A 19,356-nucleotide genomic window follows, 5' to 3' on the forward strand; every position below is an offset into this window, starting at 1 on the left:
GACCGCCCCGGGGGGTCGGCATGGGGGTCAGCCGACGGCCTTGAGCGAGAACCACACGCTCTTGCCGGAGCCGACGGGCTCCACGCCCCACTCGTCGGCCAGCGCGTCGATCATCATCAGGCCCCGTCCGTCGGTGCGCCACAGCGCGGGCCCGCTGGGCCGGCGCGGCCCGGGCAGGCCGGGGTCCGGGTCGGGGTCGACGACGCAGAAGCGTATGGCGGTGCCCCGCGGCTCCATGATCACGGTGCAGCGCGCGCCGCTGGTGTGCCGCAGCACGTTGCTGAGCAGCTCGGTGACGCCGAGTTCCGCGACGTCGCTCAGCGAGGGCTGGTCCCACAGGGCGAGGTGGGCGCGCACCACGCGCCGCATGGAGGTCAGCGTCTCCGGTCTGACCACCAGGTTGATCCAGCACATCTCGCCGGTTTCGTCGAGCAAGGGTCGCACGTGTGTCCTCCGCACGGTGGCGTCACCCCCAGCCCGTCCGACAGCACAGCGCCATGGACGCTTCACTGTGAGTGACGTCACGCCCTTAGATAATGCCCGCCATTCGGACAACCTTCAAGCCGCGCCCAGCGAAATTTTTCACCGGCGGGGGACGGCGACACAGTGAAACGGTTACTCTCTGATCCCCCGCCATTCTCGTCCGTCACACCCCGTCCGTGGAAGGGTTCGGCGCATGCCAGAGGTGAAGCCGACCGTACGCCAGCGCCGGCTGGGGCTGGAGTTGCGCCAGTTGCGGCGCAACCGCGGCTGGACGCTGGAGGAGGCCGCCAAACGGCTGGAGTACTCGGTGGCGTCGCTCAGCAAGATCGAGAACGGCAGGCAGCGGATCAGTCCGCGGGTCCTGCCGTTCATCTTCGACGCCTACGGCCTGGAGATCCCCGAGCAACGGGCGGCGATCGTCCAGCTGACCCGGGAGGCCAGCCGGAAGAACTGGTGGCAGGCGTACAAGGGGGTGGTCTCCGACCCCTTCGACGACTACCTGTCGCTGGAGTCCACCGCCGTCGGCCTGAACGCCTACACCCCGGTCGTCATCCCCGGCCTGCTGCAGACGGAGGAGTACGCCCGCGCGGTCACCGAGGCGAGCCGCGCCTGGGAGAACCGGGACGACATCGAGCGGTTCGTGCAGGTGCGGATGGCCCGGCAGGAGGTGCTGCGCGGCGACCATCCGCTGCGGCTGTGGGTGGTGCTGAGCGAGTCGGTGCTGCGGCAGCGCGTGGGCGGACCGGCGGTGATGCGGGCGCAGTTGGAGCACCTGGCCGCCACCGTGCACGCCATGCCGCACGTGATCGTCCAGGTGCTGCCCTTCGAGGCGGGCGCCCACGCGGGCATGGACGGTCCGTTCACCCTGCTGCGGTTCGACGCCGGGAGCGACGTGGTGTGCATCGAGTCGATGCGTGCGTCGTTGTACCTGGAGCAGAGCGACGAGGTCGAGCTGTACGCGCAGACCTTCGACCACCTCTCGGCGGCGGCCCTCACGGCCCGCCAGTCGCTCGACCTGATCACCGAACTCGGCAAGGAGACGTGACCATGAACGACACCATGATCCTGGACGGCGCGCGGCAGCGGCGGGTCGACCTGGCGGGTGCCGCGTGGACGAAGAGCAGCTTCAGCAACGGCGGCACCAACTGCGTGGAGGTCGCCTTCGTCGACGGCATGGTCGCCATCCGCGACTCCAAGAGTCCGGACCAGCCCGCGTTCGTGTTCACCTCCGGCGAGTACGACGCCTTCCTCGACGGGATCGCCGACGGGGAGCTGCGCCGCCCGTAGGGACCACGGCGGGCCGGCCGGACGGGATCCGGCCGCACCGGTCGGAGGGGGCGTGTCCCGTGCCGGCGGCTCCCCCGCCGCGGCTCCCCGCCAGGACGCGCCCCGGCGCTCGACCGGACTCGCTCGACCCTGGCGCGCCGGACCGGGCGCCCGTCCAGCTCGGGCGCGCCGGGCGCGGGACGTGGCCGTCGGCCGGCCGTGGCCACCACCGGCCGCCTGGCGCCGCGTGCCGGAGAGGGCCGCGCGCGGGGAGGAGCAGGGGGAATGACGGCGGCCCCGGCGTGGGGGGGGTGTACGCCGGGGCCGCCTGCCCGTAGGGGCTTAGCCTCGCCTACGGGCTCTGCCGGTGGTCTCGGTGTCGGGGGGGGATGCCACCGAGACCACCGGGTTTGTGGGGCGCCGCTTTCGCGGTGCCGTGCTCCCTTACAACCGTAGCCGACCGGGAGCCGTAGGGCGACGATCCGCCCGTGTGATCTGTGCGTGTTGGGGGATTTCTCTCCCGACCCGCACAACGAGCACGATACGTCAAACGTTCGCGCCTCGGTTCCGGAGCCATGCCAGCGGGTCGACGTGCGAGCCACTGGCCGTCCGAACCTCGAGGTGAAGATGAGCCCCGCTCACATTACCAGTCGCCCCGACCCTGCCGATCAGGTCCCCGGCAGCCACCTCCCCGGACGCCTGGACGATCGAGGAGAGGTGGCAGTACCAGGTTTCGGTACCGTCGGCGTGCGTGACGACGATCCGGTACCCGTAGGCCCCGGACCAACCCGCCGAGGTGATAGTACCCGCTGCGGCGGAGACCACCGCCGTCCCGATCGGGGCGGCCATGTCCAGCCCGGTGTGGTAGCCGCTGGACCACATGCTGCCGGCCTGCCCGTAGGTGGAGGTGATCGCGTAGTTGGAGGTGGGCACGACGGTGAGGTTGGCCAGCCGCTCGGCTTCCTCCCGCGCCCGGCGCTCCGCCTCCTCGCGGGCCCGGCGCTCGGCCTCCTCCCGCTCCCGCCGTTCGGCCTCCTCCTGGGCCCTGCGCTCGGCCTCCGCGCGCTCGGCGGCGATCCGCGCGGCCTCGATCTCGGCCTCCCGCTCGGCCTGCTGCTTGGCCGCCTCCTCGGCGTCCGCGCGCTGCTGGTCGGCCTGCGCCAGCAGCCGGGCACGGAGCAGCTCACCCGGATCGGTGACGTCGGTGAAGGCCGTGTCGGTGGTCTCACCCGTCTGGCTCTGGCCGGAGTCGGCCACTTCCTCGCCGGCCGTGGTGACGGCGGTCACCCCGTCCGCCGGCGCGGTCTGCTCGTCGGCGGCGGCGCCGGTGAGGTCGGCCAGGCGGTCGACGGCGGCGTCGGCGATGGAACGTTCCTCCGCCGCGGCGCCGGTGTCCGCCCGGACGGCCTGCGAGCTCATAATCCCGCCGGCGCCCACGGCTGCCGCGGCGGCGACACCGAGCACGGCGGACGGGCCGCGCCCGACGCGCTGCCGGCGGACCCGGTGCCGGCCCCGGGCGGGCCGGGAGGCACCGGTGGACTGGGAGAGGGTGATCCGGGAGTCGGGGCCGCCCGGGGCGGGGCGCTCGCCGGGAGGGCCGAAGGGACCGGAGGGACCCGGGCCGTGGGAGCCGTGCGGTCCGTACGTGCCCGACTCGTCCAGGAGCCAGGGTTCGGGATGACGCGCGTGCGGAACCTGCGACGCCACTGCTGGCGTTCTCCTTTCCTTCCCTCTCGCCTACCGGGTTAGCTGACGGGTTCGGAGCAGGAAGGTCTCCTACGTCCGCGCGCGGGGAATCCGCTCCGGGATCTCCCGGTTCGGATCGCCCTCGCGTCGGACGACTCACCCCAACGAGAAGGTGGGTCCCCGGCTCTCCACGGCGCACGGGCGCCGCCTCGACTCGGCGATGCTCAGCGGCAGTCGGGCGGCGCCCGACATAACGACCGCATCACGGTGACCAAACGTTAATGCAATGATCTTTCGATTCCAAGGCGAGTTGGCCACCAGTTCCGGGGTAAATAAAGGACAAAAGCGGCATTGCACCCGCGCTTCGGAGGCCGCGACCGGCGCACCAGCCTGTGACATGGGTCACCGCACCCCTCGCCGACGGCCACCGGCACCGCCCACGGACACCCGGATGAACACGCTCCGCAACCGCGTCTGCGCGCCGCGCCGCGCCGCCACGACGGGGCCGATCACGGGCCCGATCACGGGCCCGATCACGGGCCCGATCACGGGCCCGATCACGCGTACGTCACGCGTCAGCCAAGCCGCGCCGTTCCTCCGCGCCCCCGTCACCACCGTGCCGCTCCCGCGCCCCGGGCGACGTTTCCGCCCTAACCGTCGACAAATTCCCGGGAAATGGGCAGAGTCGCAGCGTGCCCTGGAAAATCACCTCCGACCCGCACGAACACGCCGCCGCCGTTCTGCCGCTGCTCCGCTCGGACCCGCAGCGGCACACCCTGGCGCTGACGGTGTTGGAGAGCCTCCAGGACGGACACGCCTACTCCGCCGAGTCCCCGCTGTTCGCCCACTGGACCGACTCGCGCGGCACGGTGTGCGGCGCCGCCGTCCACACCCCACCGCACGAACTCCTGCTCAGCACGGCGCCGGCCCACTCCATCGCCCCCCTCGCCGAGGCCCTCTACGAGGCCGGACACGCCGTCGGCGGCATCCACGCCGCCCGCTCCGCGGCCGAGACGTTCGCCCGCCGGCACGCCGAACTGACCGGCGCGGCCTGGCGGACCTTCGCCCGACACCGGCTCTACCGGCTGCGCACCCTGCTGCCGCCCGAGCCCGCCCCCACCGGGCGGGCCCGCCTCGCCACCGGAGCCGACCGCGCCCTGTTGCGGGAGTGGCTGGACGCCTTCCGGCGCACCACCGGGCAGATCAACGCCGACCTCGAACGCGACGTGGACCGGGGCCTGCGCCGCGGGGCGTACGTGCTGTGGGAGGACCCCCGCTCGGGGACGGCCGGACCGGTCTCCATGGCCGGCCGCACCGAACCCGCCTTCGGCACGGTCCGCATCGGCCCGCTCTTCACGCCCGCGGAGCACCGCCGGCGCGGCTACGGCGCCGCCGTCGTGGCGGCGGCGAGCAGCATGGCGCTGGCCGACGGCGCACAGGGCGTCGTGCTCTTCGCCGACCTCGACAACCCGACCTCGAACCACATCTACCAGCGGCTCGGCTACGCGCCGGTGGAGGACCGGTTGATCGTGCACTTCGCGTGAGGCCGACCGCTCCGACGCCTATCCCGCCCGGTTACCGGCTGGTAATCTCCGGCGCATGACGATCCCCCCGGAATACCAGGCCGTGGCCGCCGGCCTGCGTGACTCCGTCCCCTTCGTCCGCACCCTCGGCCTCGTCTTCGAAGAGCTGTCCGCCGAACGCGCCGTGCTGCGCCTGCCCGACGAGCCGGCCCACCGCAACCACGTCGGCGGCCCGCACGCCGGCGCCATGTTCACCGTGGCCGAGTCGGCCTCCGGCGCCGTCGTGCTCGCCTCCTTCGGACACCTCCTGGACCGGGCCACTCCGCTGCCCGTCAACGCCCAGATCCACTTCCGCAAGATCGCCCTCGGGCCGATGGTGGCCGAGGCCGTCCTGGGCCGGCCGGCCGCCGAGGTGATCGCCGAACTCGACGCCGGCAGCCGTCCCGAGTTCCCGGTCGAGGTCGAACTGCGCACCGAGGACGGCACGCCCACCGGGTCGGTCACCGTGGTGTGGACCCTGCGCCCCAACCGCCGCGACTAGCTAGCCCGCAGGGCGGCACGGCCCGCGCGGGCGGCACGCGCCCGCGCGGGTTGGCCGGTCGGCGCGGGTTGGCCGGTCGGCGCGGGTTGGTCGGTCGGCGCGGGTTGGTCGGTCGGCGAGCCGGTCAGTCCGCGAGGAAGTGGGCTCGGTACTCCTCCGCGTGGGCGAGCACGTGGGCGATGTCCCGCTCGTACAGGGCGTCGTGGCCCTCGGCCAGGTGCCGCTGGAACGCGGCGTTCCCGGCCGCCGCCTCGGAACGCATCCAGTCGACCAGCCAGCGGAGCCGGTCCGCCACCGCCTCCGGGAGCCCCGCCCGCACGGCGGGGTCGAGCAGCACGGAGCCGTAGGCGTCGCAGAACGCCCGGACGCGGGCGCCCTGCTCGGCGAGGCCACCGAAGTTCTCGACGTTGTCCGGGTGGGTGAGCGGGGCGAACCGGTACAGCGCGTAGGCCACGTCCCACAGCCGCGACGCCGGGTGGGCCGTGTCGAAGTCGATCACACCGGTGAGCAGCCCGTCGGTGAACACGCAGTTGTACGGGGCGAAGTCGCCGTGGCAGATCACCTCCGCGCCGGCGCGCGCCGGGAACTGCCAACCGTCCTCGCGGCCGGGGAGGAAGTCCGCCGTGGCGTCGTGCAGCGCGCGCAGCCCACGCGCCGCCGAGTCCAGGGCGCCGGGGTCGCGCAGTGCCGGAGCGAGCGGCGGGTGGCCGACCTCGCCGTCGAGGTAGCTGAGGATCTCCCGGCCGTCCTCGTCGAAGCCCAGCGCGCGGGGCGCGGCGGTGAAACCGTGGGCGTGCAGGTGGGTCAGGAGTTCGTGGACGCGCGGGGTCCACGGGGCGGTGGGACGGCGCACGGTGCCGCCGACGCGGACCACGCTGTTCACGCCGCCGTGCAGGACCTCGGGTACCTCTGGCCCCCGACCATGCGGGTCCTCACCGGCCTCGGCGGGGTCCGGCGCGTCGGTGGTGGGGGTGGTCACGGTGTCCGTGGTGTTGGTGATGCCGGTAGTGCTTTTGATGCCGGTGGCTTCGGTGGTGCCGAGCAGGAGTTCGGAGACGTCCGGGCGCAGCAGGCTGGCGACGCACCACTGGAAGTGGCCGTCCTCGCCCGTGGGGCTGTAGGCGTTGCTGGTGACCAGCGCGTAGGCGGCGCGGTACAGGGTGAGCAGTTCGGGCGGGTAGCCGAAGCGCTCGGCGGCCGCGGCGCGCAGCTCGGTCCAGACCGTTTCGGCGTGCGGGCTGTACATGTCGAAGACGGCGGCGGTGACCGCCGCGTCGAAGGCGGGGTCGCCGACGGTCGTGAGGAAACCGAAGTCCAGCACGCTCAGCGGGCGCCGGTCCCCGTCCACGAGAATGTTGGGAGGGCACAGGTCGCCGTGGATCAGGGCGTTCCGGCCGTCGATCCCAGCGGCGGCGAGCAGCTCGCGGAGTCGTGCCACACGGCGGTCGAGGTCCGGCACGGCGGCGCGGAGCCGCGGGGCGTGGGCGTCGAGCCGCCTGTCGATCAGGGCGAACAGCGCCTGGGACCAGGTGTCATGGCCTGACCAGAAGGGTCGCGGCTCGTCCAGGACGGCCAGCCCGCGCAGCGGTGCGGCATCCCGGACCCTGGCGAAGCCGTCCAGGACGTCCAGCACACAGCGCTTGGTCTCCTCCCAGCCCGGCAGGTCCGGCCGGGCGTCGCGCTCGTTCAGCGGCGTGCCGGCGAGTTCGGCCTCGACGGTGTAGGGGCCGTCCGGTGTCGTGGCGACCCGGAGGACGCGGGGCGTGGCGAAGGGCGGTGACTGAGCGGCGAGTTCGTCGTGGAACTCCCGCATCCGGTGGAGTTCGTCGGGCGTTCGGCGCGCCCACACCTTGGCGACCAGGCCCCGGCCGAGCCGGTAGACGGCGCCTTCCATGCCGACGGCGAGGGGTTCCACCTCGTGGTGGCCGAGCGCGGCGAACCGCTCCAGCCATGCCTGTCCGTGTTGTTCCATCAGTTCCCGCCGCTGTGTGGGTCGCCGGCCACTGGCTGCCGGCCGGCGCCGGCCTGGTCCGGGTCGGAATCCAAGCACGGCGGCGTGGCCGGGGCGAGCGCTTTTCGGCCGGGGGCAGTGCCCGGACCGGCGGCCCAGGACTCCCAGGTCAGGCACCTTCGGGCCAAGGACGGCGACGCCTGGCCGCCTTGGCCACCAGGGTTGGTGGGGCTGGTCGGGCTGGTCGGGTTGGTGGGGCTGGTCGGGCTGGTGGGGCTGGTCGGGCGGTGCGGGCGGCATGGGCCGGCCGCCCACATGCCGGTAAGGGGCCCGAAGGGGGACCCCCTTATTTCAAGGATTTCACGGAATGATCACTCGCCGCAGCCCTCTTCCTCCGGCCTGTGGATAACTTCGAGGACGCCGGGCACCGGTCCCGGTCACGGGGTGCCCCGGGAGTGCCCCGCGCCCTCGGCCGTGCCGGCCGAGGGCGCCTCGGATGGGGAGGTGCAGCGCCCCGGCCGCAGGGACCGGGGCGCGGGCGTCAACCGAGGTGGGACTCGGTCACGGGATCAGCACGACCTTGCCGACCGTCCCCCGGTTCTCCACGGCGGCGTGCGCGGCGGCGGCCTCGGCGAGCGGGAAGCGTGAGCCCACCACGGGGGTGAGCCGGCCGCTGACCACGGCGGCGAGCGCCCGCTCCTCCAGGGGACGCAGGCTCGGGTACCGCCGCATCGCGGCCGGGCCGATGGCGACCGTGGCGCTGATCCCCCGAGCGTAGAGGTCGTCCGTGGAGACCTTGACGAAGCCGCCCGAGGAGGCACCGCCCGAGGAGCCACCGAAGATCACCAGCCGGCCCCCGGCGCCAAGCAGCCCCATGGCGGCGCGGCCCAGCTCGCCGCCGACACTCTCCAGCGCCAGCGTCACCTCACGCCCGCCCAGCTCCTTGCGCACCGTGTCCGCCCAGTCCGGGACGGTGTAGTCGACGGCGACGGTGGCGCCGAGCTCACGCACCACCTCGACCTTGGCCGGGCCGCCGGCGGCGCCGACGACCACCGCGCCGACGGCACGGGCCTCCTGCACCAGCAGGTTGCCGATGCCGCCCGCCGCGGCGGTGACCAGCACGACGTCGTCGGGGGTGATCCGCGCGGTGTCGAGGATGGCCATGGTGGTCCGGCCCGTCCCGATCATCGCCACGGCGGCCTCGTCGGTAAGGCCGTCCGGGATCTCCAGCAGCGAGCCGACGGCGGCCACCGCCTTCTCCGCGTAGCCGCCGCTGGCCGGGCCGAGGTGGGCCACCACCCGCTTGCCCAGCCAGCTGCTCTCGACGTCGGCGCCGAGCGCCTCGACGCGACCCGCCACCTCGCGGCCCGGGACGTGCGGGAGCGCCGGCGGCGGGAAGGGGCCTCCCGCCATGCCGGCCCGGAGCTTGGTGTCGATGAGGTGGACTCCCGCCGCCGCGACGGCGATCCGTACCTGGCCGGGGGCCGGCTCCGGATCCGGCACCTGCTCGTAGCGGAGGTTCTCGGCGGGGCCGAACTCGTGCAGTCGGATTGCGCGCATCAGGTCCTCCTGGTCGATGAGGGCGGGTGGCCGTGGTGCCACCGCCGGGCCGGCAGGCGCCGTGACGCGCCGGCTTCCGGTCTGCCAGTGATCACCTTTCAACCTGAACCTTGGTTTAGGTCAAGAGCGCGAGCGGGCCGGGGCGGGGAGAGGGCGCGCGAGGTGGGAGCGGGCCGGTGCGGAGAGGGGGTGGGCTGGAAGGGGATGGGAGCCCGCTGGGAGGGGGGTGAGAGCGGGCTGGGAGGGGGTGGGTCAGAGTTATCCACAGGGGGAAAGTTGGGGGCTGCGCCGCGCCAACGCAGCATGGGATCCTGAAATCGGGGGTCCCCCCAGGTCAGGGGCATATCTGGGCGCGGCATCGTGGCATGTCCCCGGCGAGGAAACCAGGAAGCCCGGCGGCGATCGCGTGGCGCTCAGCCCGAGCGCGAGCCGCCCCGCCAGGACGCCCGGCCATGGACGCTCCTGCGTGCGGTAGGCACGGGCGGGCGGCGCGGGTTGGGCGGGCGGCCATGGACGCTCCTGCGTGCGGTAGGCACGGGCGGGCGGCGTGGGTTGGGCGGGCGCGGCCCGCCCCCTACCGGGGTGAGCGACGGGGCGGCATTCCGGCGGCACGCACCAGCCAGCCACCGCCGGCCAGCGAGTAACCCCTGGCATCCGGCGGGCGGCACCAGCAATCCGCCACCGAGCCGCCACGCCACCGCCGGGCAACCGGGTCACCAGGCCACCTGGCTACCAGCGACCGGGTCACCAGGCCGCCGCCATGAGCCGGGTCACCAAGCCACCAAGCCACCAAGCGCGATCGTGGCACCTGACCCGGCCGCAATTCGCCGGTTACCCGCCTGCGGCGGATTCCGCCGTCTCCCCGGCGTCCCCCCGCCCCGACTCGGGACCCGCCCCGTCCGCCACCTCCGCCTCATCCGTCACGCGCGTGGGGCGGGGCTCCCGTGCGGCGGTGGCCTCCGGGTCACGGAGTTCCTCGGCGGCGTCGGCCACCCGCGCCATCAGGCGCATCAGCGTCTCGCGCTCCTCCGGACCCAGCGGGGCGAGGAACACCCGGTTCATCCGCGCGGTCCGCGTGACCAGGCGTCGATGCACCCGCACGCCCTCCTCGGTGAGCCGCAGGACGTTGCGCCGCAGGTCCTGCGGGTCGCGCACGCGGACCAGCAGCCCCCGGCGGGCCAGCCGGGCGACGACGTCGGCGATCGTGGAGCGGTCCAGGTGCACGCACTCGCTGAGCGTGCGCTGGTCGATCTCCGGCTTCTCCACCAGCGTGTTCAGCACGGCGAACTGGGGCGAGGTGGTCTCCTCGGACACCATCGTGCTCCACAGCAGCGCGTGCGCCTGCTGCATCCGCCGGGCCAGGTGCCCGGGATGGGTACTCAGATCGACTGGAGGCACCTGCCGCCCTTTCGCCGCGTGAGTTGGTGGTGCACGGATGGATTCCGCTGCTCCACGGTACCCGCGCCCGACGGTCGCCGACTCCCACCATGCCGCCTCGCCTTCCGTGGGACGAGCAGGGCACGGAAATGCGTGATGTCCCCCTTGACGGCCCGGGGGCGCGGTGGCAGCCTGCCGGAACGTCGACGAAATAGTCAGTGCACTGAGCATCTCGGAGCGAGCGTCGCCGCCCCCTCGGCTCGGCGCACCAGCACCAGCACCAGCACCAGCACCAGCCAGCGACGCATCATCCGCGCCCCACCCACCACACCCGCACCACCCCTGACAGGCGGAGTGACGATGGCCGACATCCGTACCCTGCACGACGCCGTGGCGGAACTGGTCCACGACGGCGACACCGTCGCCATGGAGGGCTTCACCCATCTGATCCCGTTCGCCGCCGCGCACGAGATCATCCGCCAGGGCATCACCGACCTCACCCTCGTCCGGATGACCCCCGATGTCATCTACGACCAGCTCATCGGCATGGGACTGGTGAAGAAGCTGGTCTTCTCCTGGGGCGGCAACCCCGGTGTCGGCTCCCTGCACCGCTTCCGCGACGCCGTGGAGAACGGCTGGCCGCGCCCGCTGGAGCTGGACGAGCACAGCCACGCCGGCATGGCCAACCGCTACGTCGCCGGCGCCTCCCGCCTGCCCTTCGCGGTGCTGCGCGGCTACCGGGGCAGCGACCTGGCCACCCGCACCGACACCGTCGCCAGCGTCACCTGCCCGTTCACCGGCGAGGAACTGGCCGCCGTCGCCGCCCTCAATCCGGACGTGACCGTCATCCACGCCCAGCGGGCCGATCACGAGGGCAACGTCCAGCTGTGGGGCCTGACCGGGGTGCAGAAGGAGGCCGCGCTCGCCGCGAGCCGGGTGCTGGTCACCGTCGAGGAGATCGTGGACCGGCTCGACGCCCGCCCCGGCGCCGTCGTCCTGCCGGGCTGGACCATCGACGCGGTCGCCCGCGTCCCCGGGGGCGCCCACCCCTCCTACGCCTCCGGCTACTCCGTCCGGGACAACGACTTCTACCAGGCGTGGGATCCGATCTCCCGGGACCGCGACGCCTTCGCGGCGTGGATGCGCGAGCACGTACTGGACCGCACGGCCCCCGCCCCGGACGGCGGAGAACCGCACGGCACCCCCGGCGAGGCGGAAGGAGCGCTCAGCCAGTGACCGCGACCGTGAGCGGAAACCCGGAACCGGGTTTCACCCCCGACGAGCTGATGACGGTCAACGCCGCCCGCGCCCTGGCCGGCGCCACCACCTGCTTCGTCGGCATCGGGCTGCCCAGCACCGCCGCCAACCTCGCCCGCCGCACCCACAACACCGACCTCATCCTCATCTACGAGTCCGGCACCATCGGTTCCAAGCCCACCCGGCTGCCGCTCTCCATCGGCGACGGCGAACTCGCCGACACCGCCGACGCCGTGGTCTCCGTGCCGGAGATCTTCAACTACTGGCTCCAGGCCGGACGGATCGACGTCGGGTTCCTCGGCGCGGCCCAGGTCGACGCCCACGGCAACATCAACACCACCCTCGTCGACCGTGGCCCCGGCAGGCCCTCCGGCCGCCTCCCCGGCGCCGGCGGCGCCCCGGAGATCGCCGCCAACTGCGGCCGGGTGCTGATGGTGCTCCGCCACACCACCCGCAACTTCGTGCCCCGCCTCGACTTCGTCACCACCGTCGGCCACGGCTCCGGCCCCGGCGACCGGGCCCGCCTCGGGCTGCGCGGCGCCGGCCCGACCGCCGTCATCACCGACCTCGGCATCCTCACCCCGGACCCGGCCACCGCCGAACTCACCCTCACCCACCTGCACCCCGGGGTGACCGTCGAGCGGGTGCGGGCGGCCACCGGCTGGGACCTGGAGGTCGCCCGCACCCTCACCACCACCGAGCCGCCCACCACCGCCGAGCTCGACGCCCTGCGCGCCCTCCGGGCAGCCGGAAAGGACGACCAGCGATGACCAGCCCTTCCGGCAGCTCCGGCAGCTCCGGGAACCCCGTGGCCAGGGCCGGCTCCCGCGTCCGCGACGTCTACGTCGTCGACGCCGTCCGCACCCCGATCGGCAGGTACGGCGGTGCGCTGGCCGGCGTCCGCCCCGACGACCTCGCGGCGCACGTCGTCCGCGCCCTGGTGGACCGCACGCCCCACCTGGACCCGGCGCGCGTGGACGACGTCGTCCTCGGCAACGCCAACGGCGCCGGTGAGGAGAACCGGGACGTGGCCCGGATGGCCGTGCTGCTCGCCGGGCTGCCGGTGACCGTGCCCGGTGTGACCGTCAACCGGCTGTGCGGCTCCGGCATGGAGGCCGTCATCCAGGCCGCGCGGGCCATCGCCGTGGGCGACGCCTCGATCGTGATCGCCGGCGGCGTGGAGTCGATGAGCCGCGCCCCCTGGGTGCTGCCCAAGCCGGAGCGGGCCTTCCCGGCGGGCCACGCCCAACTGCACTCCACCACCCTCGGCTGGCGGATGGTCAACCCGCGCCTGCCCGAGGAGTGGACCGTCCCGCTCGGCGAGTGCGCCGAACTGGCCGCCGAGCGCTACGGCATCACCCGCGAGGCCCAGGACGCCTACGCGCTCGCGAGCCACGCCAAGGCCGCCCGCGCCTGGAGGGACGGGCTGTTCGACGGCGAGGTCGTCGAATACCCGGGCGTGGAGCTGCGGCGCGACGAATCCATCCGGGAGAACACCTCCCCGGAGGCGCTGGCCGCCCTGAAGCCCTCGTTCCGACGCGACGGCACCGTCACCGCCGGCAACTCCTCCCCCCTCAACGACGGCGCGGCCGCGCTGCTGCTGGTGGACGAGGAAGGGCTGGCGGCCACCGGTCGCGAACCGCTGGCCCGGATCCGCGCCAGCGCCGTGACCGGCATCGAGCCGCAGTACTTCTGCGCCGGCCCGGTCCTGGCCGCCCGCAGGGCGCTGGACCGCGCCGGTCTCGGCTTCGGCGACCTGGACGTCGTCGAGCTCAACGAGGCCTTCGCCGCACAGGCGCTGACCTGCCTCGGCGAGTGGCCCGAGCTGGACCCGGCGATCGTCAACCCGCGCGGCGGCGCCATCGCCATCGGACACCCGCTGGGCGCCTCCGGTGCCCGGGTCACCGGCGCGCTGGCCCACCAGCTCGCGGCGGCCGGCTCCGGCACCGGTCTGGCCACCCTCTGCATCGGCGTCGGCCAAGGGCTCGCCCTCGTCCTCGAACGCTGAGCCCGCCCACCGATGCCGACGCCTGGCGCCAAGGCCCGGCCCGAGGCCCGGTGCCGGCGCCCGTGCCGAACAGCCTCCCCACGAACCCCGAGCACCCGAGGGACCCCATGACCGCCGCCTACACCCACGTGCCACCACCCAACCCGCTCTCCCAGGCCGACATCGACCAGGAGGTCGCCGAGGTGCACGCGGCCGCCGCCGACGCCCGCGCGGCCGGCGCGCCGGCCGTCCACCACCCGCCGCGCGACTTCGCCCCCTACCGCAGCAGCCGGCTGCGCCACCCCAAGCGACCACTGGTCGCCGTCACCGACCCCGAGGCCGTGGAGCTGCACGGCCCCGTCTTCGGCACCACCGACATCACCCCGCTCGACTCCGACCTCACCGCCCAGCACCCGGGCGAACCGCTCGGCGAACGCATCACCGTCTCCGGCCGCCTCCTCGACCGGAACGGACGGCCGGTGCGCGGCCAGCTCGTGGAGCTGTGGCAGGCCAACGCCTCCGGCCGCTACGCCCACCTGCGCGACCAGCACCCCGCGCCGCTCGACCCCAACTTCACCGGCGTCGGACGCTGCCTCACCGACGACGAGGGGCGCTACCACTTCACCACCATCAAACCCGGGGCGTATCCCTGGCGGAACCACACGAACGCCTGGCGCCCCGCGCACATCCACTTCTCGCTCTTCGGCACGGCGTTCACCCAGCGGCTGGTCACCCAGATGTACTTTCCGAACGACCCGCTCTTCGCCTACGACCCGGTGCTGAGTTCGGTCACCGACGAGCGGGCCCGGCAGCGGCTCGTCGCGGCCTACGACCACGAGCTGTCCCGCCCGGAATGGTCCCTGGGCTACCGCTGGGACATCGTCCTCGACGGGCCGTCCGCCACCTGGATCGAGGAAGGCCGCTGATGTCCACCACGACCCCGCCCACCAACCCGGTCCCGTCCCCCACATCCCCCACATCCGCCGCATCCGCCGCATCCGCCTCCGCCTCCGCATCGGCACCGGCACCGGCACCGGCCTCCACCGGCGTGCTGGCGCCGACGCCCTCGCAGACCGTCGGCCCGTTCTACGGCTACGCCCTGCCGTTCCCCGGTGGCGGCGACGTCGCGCCGGCCGGGCACCCCGACACCATCACGGTGCACGGCCACGTCCACGACGGCGACGGCGCGCCGGTCCCCGACGCGCTCCTGGAGTTCTGGCAGGCCGCACCGGACGGCTCGCTGCGCGGCGCCCCCGGCTCCCTCCGCCGCGACCCGGTCACCGGGGCCGTGATCGGCCGCAACGGGGTCGACTTCACCGGCTTCGGCCGGGTCCCCACGGACGCCGACGGCCACTGGGCGCTGCGCACCCTGCCGCCGGGCGCGCCCGCCGGGGCGCCCGGCGCCGTGCCGTACATCAGCGTGTGCGTCTTCGCCCGCGGCCTCCTCCACCACCTGTACACCCGGATCTACCTGCCCGAGCACGCCGGGGCGGGCGCCGCCGACCCGCTCCTGGGCTCCCTGGAGCCGGACCGCCGCGCCACGCTGGTCGCGACGGCCGAGCCCGGACGGCACCGCACGTACCGCTTCGACATCCGCCTCCAGCAGGGGACGGACGGCTCCGGGGAGACGGTCTTCCTTGACTTCGGCTGAACCGGGCGACGAGCCGCCCCACGCACCACCCGGCGCACCCTCGGCCGGGGGAGAGCGGGCCGGCGACGATGTCGGCCTGCTCTCCCCGGTCAGCGTCGACTCGGCCGCACGGGCCGCGACCGGTGACACCGCGTTCCTCCAGGCCATGCTGGACGCGGAGGCGGCCCTGACCCGGGCGCAGGCCGCGCTCGGCCAGGCCCCGGCAGACGCAGCGGCGGTGGTCACCGCGGCCGCCCGCGCGGACCACTACGACGTCCGCGACCTGGCCCGGCGGGCCCGCGCCGGCGGCAACCCGGTGATCCCGCTGGTCGCCGAGCTCACCGCCGCGGTGGCCGAGCGCGATCCGGCGGCGGCGCCGTTCGTCCACCGGGGCGCCACCAGCCAGGACATCCTGGACACCGCCGCGATGCTGGTGGCCGCCCGCACGCTGCGCATCGTCGTCGCCGACCTCGAGCGCACCGCCGAGGCGCTGGGGCGGCTGGCGCGCGGGCACCGGGAGACCGCCCTGCCGGGGCGCACCCTCACCCAGCACGCGGTGCCCACCACCTTCGGGCTGAAGGCCGCCGGCTGGCGCGACCTCGTGCTGGACGCCCTGGACCGGCTCGACGCGCTGCTGCACGGCGGCCTGCCCGCCCAACTCGGCGGCGCGGCCGGCACCCTGGCCGCGTTCCACGCCCACGCCGCCCACGCCGCCCGCGACGCGGCCGACGCCCCCGACACGGCCGCCAGGGCCGACACGGCCGGGCGGGGTGAGGGTGACGGCGGCGTGACGGGGTGGGGCGAGGGCGACTGCGGGCTGGCGCTGCTCGCCGGCTACGCCGGGGAACTCGGGCTGGCCGAGCCCAGGCTGCCGTGGCACACCCTGCGCACGCCCGTCGCGGACCTCGGCTCCGCGCTGGCCTTCACCACGGGCGCGCTCGGCAAGCTGGCGGCCGACGTGCTGCTGCTCTCCCGGACGGAGATCGGCGAGGTCGCCGAGGGCAGCGGCGGCGGGTCGTCGGCGATGCCGCACAAGAGCAACCCGGTACGGGCCACGTTGATCGCCGCCGCCGCCCGGCAGGCCCCCGCCCACGCCGCCGTGCTGCTCGGCGCGCTCGCCGCGGAGGACGAGCGGCCGGCCGGGGCCTGGCACGCCGAGTGGGAGGCGCTGCGTCAGCTGCTGCGGCTGGCCGGCGGTGCCGCGCGGGACGCCGCGGAGCTCGTCACCGGTCTGCGGGTGTTCCCGCACCGGATGCGCGAGCACCTCGACCTGACCGGAGGCGCCGTCGTCAGCGAACGGATCGCGGCCGTGCTGGGGCCGCTGCTCGGCCGTGGACCGGCCAAGCGGGTCCTCGGCGCGGCGACGCGCAGGGCCGCCGCCGAGGGGCGCACCCTCAGCGAGGTGCTGGCGGAGGACCCGGAACTGGCCGGCCACCTGACGCGGGAACGGCTGCGCGAACTCGTCGACCCCACCGGCTACCTGGGCTCGGCGACGGCACTGACCGACCGCGCGCTGCGCCGCCCCACCCGGCCGCGCCCGCCCGCCGGCGGTCCGGCGCGGCACCCGGACGCCCGTGACGGCTCCGCGGACGTCGCGGAACCCCGAGGAGGAAGGAGCGACCATGGCCGATGACCCGCTGCCGCACCACACGCTCGACGGTCCGGCGGAGGGCCGGCCGCTCGTCCTGGGCCCCTCCGTGGGAACCTCCCTGGCCGTGTGGCAGCCCCAGGTGGCGGCGCTCGCCCGCACCCACCGGGTGCTGCGCTGGGACCTCCCGGGGCACGGCGGATCCCCGGCGGAGCTCGTCCCGCTCGACGGCTCGGCGCGCATCGCCGACCTCGCCGCGCTGGTGCTGCGCCTGGTCGACGCCCAGGGCTGGCGGCGCTTCGACTACGGCGGGATCTCGCTGGGCGGCGCGGTCGGGCTGTACCTGGCCGTGCACCACCCGGACCGGTTGTCCTCGCTGACCATGGTGTGCTCGTCGGCGCGCTTCGGCGAGCCGTCCGCGTGGCGGGAGCGGGCCGACGGGGTCCGCCGGGAGGGTGTCACTCCGCTGCTGGACTTCTGCCGGCAGCGCTGGTTCACCCCGCGGTTCGCCTCCTCGGCGGCGGCGGACGCGCTGGTGGACGACCTGCGGCGGGTCGACCCGGCCGGGTACGCGGCGTGCTGCGACGTGCTCGGCGGCTACGACCTGCGGGCCGAGCTGGCGTCGGTGACCGTGCCCACCCTGGTGGTGGCCGGCCGGGACGACCCGGCGACGCCGCCGGCGCACGCCCGCCGGATCGCCGACGGAGTCCCGGGCGCGAGCCTGCTGGAGATCCCGGGCGCCGCGCACCTGGCCGGGGTGGAGCGTCCCGAGGCACTGACGGCCACGTTGCTGGCGCACCTGGCGGAGACCGCCCATCCGGGCGCGGGCCCGTCCCCGGCACGGGGCGCGACCACTGGCACGGGCACCCGAGCGGGCACCGACACCGGCACCGACACCGACGCGGGGCGCCACGCCGCCGGGACGGCGGTCCGCCGTGCGGTGCTCGGAGACGCGCACGTGGACCGGGCGATCGCTCGCACCACCCCCTTCACCGCGCGTTTCCAGGACTTCATCACCCGCTACGCGTGGGGCGAGATCTGGACCGGCTCGGGCCTGGACCGCCGCACCCGCAGCTGCGTCACCCTCACCGCGCTGGTGGCCCGGGGGCACCACGAGGAACTGGCCATGCACGTGCGCGCGGCGCTCACCAACGGACTGAGCCGGGAGGAGATCGGCGAGGTGCTGCTGCAGTGCGCCGTGTACTGCGGGGTGCCGGCGGCCAACTCGGCCTTCGCGGTGGCCTCCCGGGTGTTCGACGAACTCGACGCCGCCGGTTCGGCAGACGGAGAAGCCGGAGCAGACGGAACAGCCGGCCCGACCGACGCCGCAGGGTGATTCGTACGGATTCATCACCCTCCATGGCGGTGAGTCCGCAACGCCGGCTAGGGACCCGAAGGGGGTCCCCCTGTTCCAAGCATTCCACGCGGCGTCGGCGCGCCGCAGCCCCCGTTCTCCGCCTGTGGACAACTCCCGCCGCCCCGGCCGGCGGGAGTTGTCCACAGGCGGGCGCGAACCCGCATGAACCTGCCTGGAGGGTGAACACCTGCGCGGCTGCGCACGGATCGGCACCGGCGCCGCGCCCGGCCCCGTCACCCGAGCGCGCCCGGCCGGAGAACGGCCGCATCACGCCAGGGGCGCTCATTGACCGCCCCCGGGCACCGCCCTAGCGTCGATTCGCGTGACCCCGCCAGCGCATGATGACACCCTCTTCGACTTCTGCCCCTGGCTCTTCACCAAGGACGCCTCCGACGAACAGCGCGCGGCGCAGCACGAGCGCCAGCGCGCGCTGACCGCGCTCGGCACGGTGGCCATCGGGGAGCGCTGCTTCGTCTCCGCGAAGGCCGCCGTCTACCCGGACCACCTCGTGCTCGGCGCGGACTCCTACATCGCGGGCTACGCCTACGTCACCGGCGACCTGCGCACCGGTGCCGACTGCACCATCAACCCCTACGCCACCGTTCGGGGCACCGTCACGCTCGGCAACGCCGTCCGGATCGGCGCGCACACCTCCATCCTCGGTTTCAACCACTCCACCGCACCGGACCGGCCGGTCCACCGCCAGGCGATCACCAGCCGCGGCATCACCATCGGTGACGACGTGTGGATCGGCTCCCACGTGGTGATCCTGGACGGCGTGACGATCGGGGACCACGCCGTCATCGGCGCGGGCGCCGTGGTCACCAAGGACGTCGCGGCCTGGGCCATGGTGGGGGGCAACCCGGCGCGGCCGATCCGCGACCGCCGCACCCCGGCCGGCTCCCCCAGGCAGGCCGCCCCCACCAATCCGGCCGGCAGCCCCGCCGACGTCACCGGCCACCGCGCACCCGCCGGCGTCGCCGAGGCCTCGCCGGCCGTTGGTTCGCTCGCGGAGGCGTTGCGTTCGTTCGCCGCCACCGCCCGCGAGCAGGCCGCCGATCTCCTCGCCCGCTGCTGGGATCCGGAGGCGCCGGGAGGCGGCCGTTACGTCGACCACCCGGGGGCCGCGCCCACCATCCGGGCGCACTGC

15 protein-coding genes, 2 pseudogenes and 1 riboswitch are annotated in these 19,356 nt (G+C 74.5%); of the genes and pseudogenes, 12 read left to right on the forward strand and 5 right to left on the reverse strand.

Annotation, left to right across the window (positions count from 1 at the left end; translation table 11 throughout):
* Positions 1 to 27 precede the first annotated feature (27 nt).
* Positions 28 to 444 carry an ATP-binding protein gene (locus FHU37_RS10445; protein ID WP_179813936.1) on the reverse strand — a complete coding sequence of 139 codons (417 nt, stop codon included), beginning with the start codon at positions 442 to 444 and terminating at the stop codon, positions 28 to 30.
* A gap of 232 nt (positions 445 to 676) precedes the next feature.
* Here FHU37_RS10445 and FHU37_RS10450 point away from each other — a divergent pair, with 232 nt between their 5' ends.
* Positions 677 to 1,528 carry a helix-turn-helix domain-containing protein gene (locus tag FHU37_RS10450; RefSeq protein ID WP_179813937.1) on the forward strand — a complete coding sequence of 284 codons (852 nt, stop codon included), beginning with the start codon at positions 677 to 679 and terminating at the stop codon, positions 1,526 to 1,528.
* Positions 1,529 to 1,530: 2 nt separating this feature from the next.
* Positions 1,531 to 1,770 (forward strand): DUF397 domain-containing protein, encoded by a 240-nt coding sequence (locus FHU37_RS10455; RefSeq protein WP_246449735.1) that lies wholly within the window; start codon positions 1,531 to 1,533, stop codon positions 1,768 to 1,770.
* Between the two features lie 525 nt (positions 1,771 to 2,295).
* Here FHU37_RS10455 and FHU37_RS29270 read toward each other — a convergent pair.
* Positions 2,296 to 3,456 carry a M23 family metallopeptidase gene (locus tag FHU37_RS29270; RefSeq protein ID WP_179813938.1) on the reverse strand — a complete coding sequence of 387 codons (1,161 nt, stop codon included), beginning with the start codon at positions 3,454 to 3,456 and terminating at the stop codon, positions 2,296 to 2,298.
* Between the two features lie 12 nt (positions 3,457 to 3,468).
* Positions 3,469 to 3,665: riboswitch (cyclic di-AMP (ydaO/yuaA leader) on the reverse strand.
* Between the two features lie 462 nt (positions 3,666 to 4,127).
* Here FHU37_RS29270 and FHU37_RS29275 point away from each other — a divergent pair.
* Positions 4,128 to 4,979, forward strand: coding sequence for a GNAT family N-acetyltransferase (locus FHU37_RS29275; RefSeq protein WP_179813939.1), 852 nt, complete (start codon positions 4,128 to 4,130; stop codon positions 4,977 to 4,979).
* A gap of 55 nt (positions 4,980 to 5,034) precedes the next feature.
* Entirely contained in the window at positions 5,035 to 5,499 is a 465-nt protein-coding gene (locus FHU37_RS10470; RefSeq protein WP_179813940.1) for a DUF4442 domain-containing protein, read from the forward strand.
* Between the two features lie 124 nt (positions 5,500 to 5,623).
* Here FHU37_RS10470 and FHU37_RS10475 read toward each other — a convergent pair whose 3' ends face one another.
* The 3 genes and pseudogenes from FHU37_RS10475 to FHU37_RS10485 form a co-directional block, all read right to left on the reverse strand.
* Positions 5,624 to 7,471, reverse strand: coding sequence for an aminoglycoside phosphotransferase family protein (locus FHU37_RS10475; protein ID WP_179813941.1), 1,848 nt, complete (start codon positions 7,469 to 7,471; stop codon positions 5,624 to 5,626).
* A gap of 540 nt (positions 7,472 to 8,011) precedes the next feature.
* Positions 8,012 to 9,010, reverse strand: coding sequence for a zinc-binding dehydrogenase (locus tag FHU37_RS10480; RefSeq protein WP_179813942.1), 999 nt, complete (start codon positions 9,008 to 9,010; stop codon positions 8,012 to 8,014).
* A 945-nt stretch (positions 9,011 to 9,955) separates the two neighbouring features.
* Positions 9,956 to 10,360, reverse strand: a pseudogene (locus tag FHU37_RS10485) (MarR family winged helix-turn-helix transcriptional regulator); the annotation flags it as partial.
* A 387-nt stretch (positions 10,361 to 10,747) separates the two neighbouring features.
* Between FHU37_RS10485 and FHU37_RS10490 the strand changes: the two are divergent.
* The 8 genes and pseudogenes from FHU37_RS10490 to FHU37_RS29505 form a co-directional block, all read left to right on the forward strand.
* Positions 10,748 to 11,623: a CoA transferase subunit A gene (locus tag FHU37_RS10490; RefSeq protein ID WP_179813944.1), complete on the forward strand. Its 876-nt coding sequence runs from the start codon at positions 10,748 to 10,750 to the stop codon at positions 11,621 to 11,623.
* Positions 11,624 to 11,673: 50 nt separating this feature from the next.
* Positions 11,674 to 12,414: a CoA-transferase subunit beta gene (locus tag FHU37_RS10495; RefSeq protein WP_179816168.1), complete on the forward strand. Its 741-nt coding sequence runs from the start codon at positions 11,674 to 11,676 to the stop codon at positions 12,412 to 12,414.
* On the forward strand, positions 12,411 to 13,652 hold the full coding sequence (locus FHU37_RS10500; RefSeq protein WP_179813945.1) for a thiolase family protein: 1,242 nt from the start codon (positions 12,411 to 12,413) through the stop codon (positions 13,650 to 13,652). Before FHU37_RS10495 ends, FHU37_RS10500 begins: the two co-directional genes overlap by 4 nt.
* Positions 13,653 to 13,759: 107 nt before the next feature.
* On the forward strand, positions 13,760 to 14,557 hold the full coding sequence (gene pcaH, locus FHU37_RS10505; protein ID WP_179813946.1) for a protocatechuate 3,4-dioxygenase subunit beta: 798 nt from the start codon (positions 13,760 to 13,762) through the stop codon (positions 14,555 to 14,557).
* A complete protein-coding gene (gene pcaG / locus FHU37_RS10510; protein ID WP_179813947.1) occupies positions 14,557 to 15,282 on the forward strand; it encodes a protocatechuate 3,4-dioxygenase subunit alpha in 726 nt (241 codons plus the stop codon). Before pcaH ends, pcaG begins: the two co-directional genes overlap by 1 nt.
* Positions 15,269 to 16,894, forward strand: a complete 1,626-nt coding sequence (locus FHU37_RS10515) for a class-II fumarase/aspartase family protein (protein ID WP_376773920.1) — start codon at positions 15,269 to 15,271, stop codon at positions 16,892 to 16,894. Before pcaG ends, FHU37_RS10515 begins: the two co-directional genes overlap by 14 nt.
* Positions 16,884 to 18,185 carry a bifunctional 3-oxoadipate enol-lactonase/4-carboxymuconolactone decarboxylase PcaDC gene (gene pcaDC, locus FHU37_RS10520; RefSeq protein WP_179813948.1) on the forward strand — a complete coding sequence of 434 codons (1,302 nt, stop codon included), beginning with the start codon at positions 16,884 to 16,886 and terminating at the stop codon, positions 18,183 to 18,185. The genes FHU37_RS10515 and pcaDC overlap by 11 nt, the downstream gene beginning before the upstream one ends.
* Before the next feature lie 751 nt (positions 18,186 to 18,936).
* Positions 18,937 to 19,092 (forward strand): annotated as a pseudogene (locus tag FHU37_RS29505) (DapH/DapD/GlmU-related protein); the annotation flags it as partial.
* Between the last annotated feature and the right edge of the window lie 264 nt (positions 19,093 to 19,356).

It is taken from the genome of Allostreptomyces psammosilenae, assembly GCF_013407765.1.
Lineage (GTDB): Bacteria > Actinomycetota > Actinomycetes > Streptomycetales > Streptomycetaceae > Allostreptomyces > Allostreptomyces psammosilenae.

What these genes read in the sequence shown, in the direction of transcription:
- FHU37_RS10450 (WP_179813937.1), top strand. Translation starts at nt 677, where the DNA reads ATGCCAGAGGTGAAGCCGACCGTACGCCAGCGCCGGCTGGGGCTGGAG.
- FHU37_RS10455 (WP_246449735.1), top strand. Translation starts at nt 1,531, where the DNA reads ATGAACGACACCATGATCCTGGACGGCGCGCGGCAGCGGCGGGTCGAC.
- FHU37_RS10470 (WP_179813940.1), top strand. Translation starts at nt 5,035, where the DNA reads ATGACGATCCCCCCGGAATACCAGGCCGTGGCCGCCGGCCTGCGTGAC.
- FHU37_RS10475 (WP_179813941.1), bottom strand. Translation starts at nt 7,471, where the DNA reads ATGGAACAACACGGACAGGCATGGCTGGAGCGGTTCGCCGCGCTCGGC.
- FHU37_RS10480 (WP_179813942.1), bottom strand. Translation starts at nt 9,010, where the DNA reads ATGCGCGCAATCCGACTGCACGAGTTCGGCCCCGCCGAGAACCTCCGC.
- FHU37_RS10490 (WP_179813944.1), top strand. Translation starts at nt 10,748, where the DNA reads ATGGCCGACATCCGTACCCTGCACGACGCCGTGGCGGAACTGGTCCAC.
- FHU37_RS10495 (WP_179816168.1), top strand. Translation starts at nt 11,674, where the DNA reads ATGACGGTCAACGCCGCCCGCGCCCTGGCCGGCGCCACCACCTGCTTC.
- FHU37_RS10500 (WP_179813945.1), top strand. Translation starts at nt 12,411, where the DNA reads ATGACCAGCCCTTCCGGCAGCTCCGGCAGCTCCGGGAACCCCGTGGCC.
- pcaH (WP_179813946.1), top strand. Translation starts at nt 13,760, where the DNA reads ATGACCGCCGCCTACACCCACGTGCCACCACCCAACCCGCTCTCCCAG.
- pcaG (WP_179813947.1), top strand. Translation starts at nt 14,557, where the DNA reads ATGTCCACCACGACCCCGCCCACCAACCCGGTCCCGTCCCCCACATCC.
- pcaDC (WP_179813948.1), top strand. Translation starts at nt 16,884, where the DNA reads ATGGCCGATGACCCGCTGCCGCACCACACGCTCGACGGTCCGGCGGAG.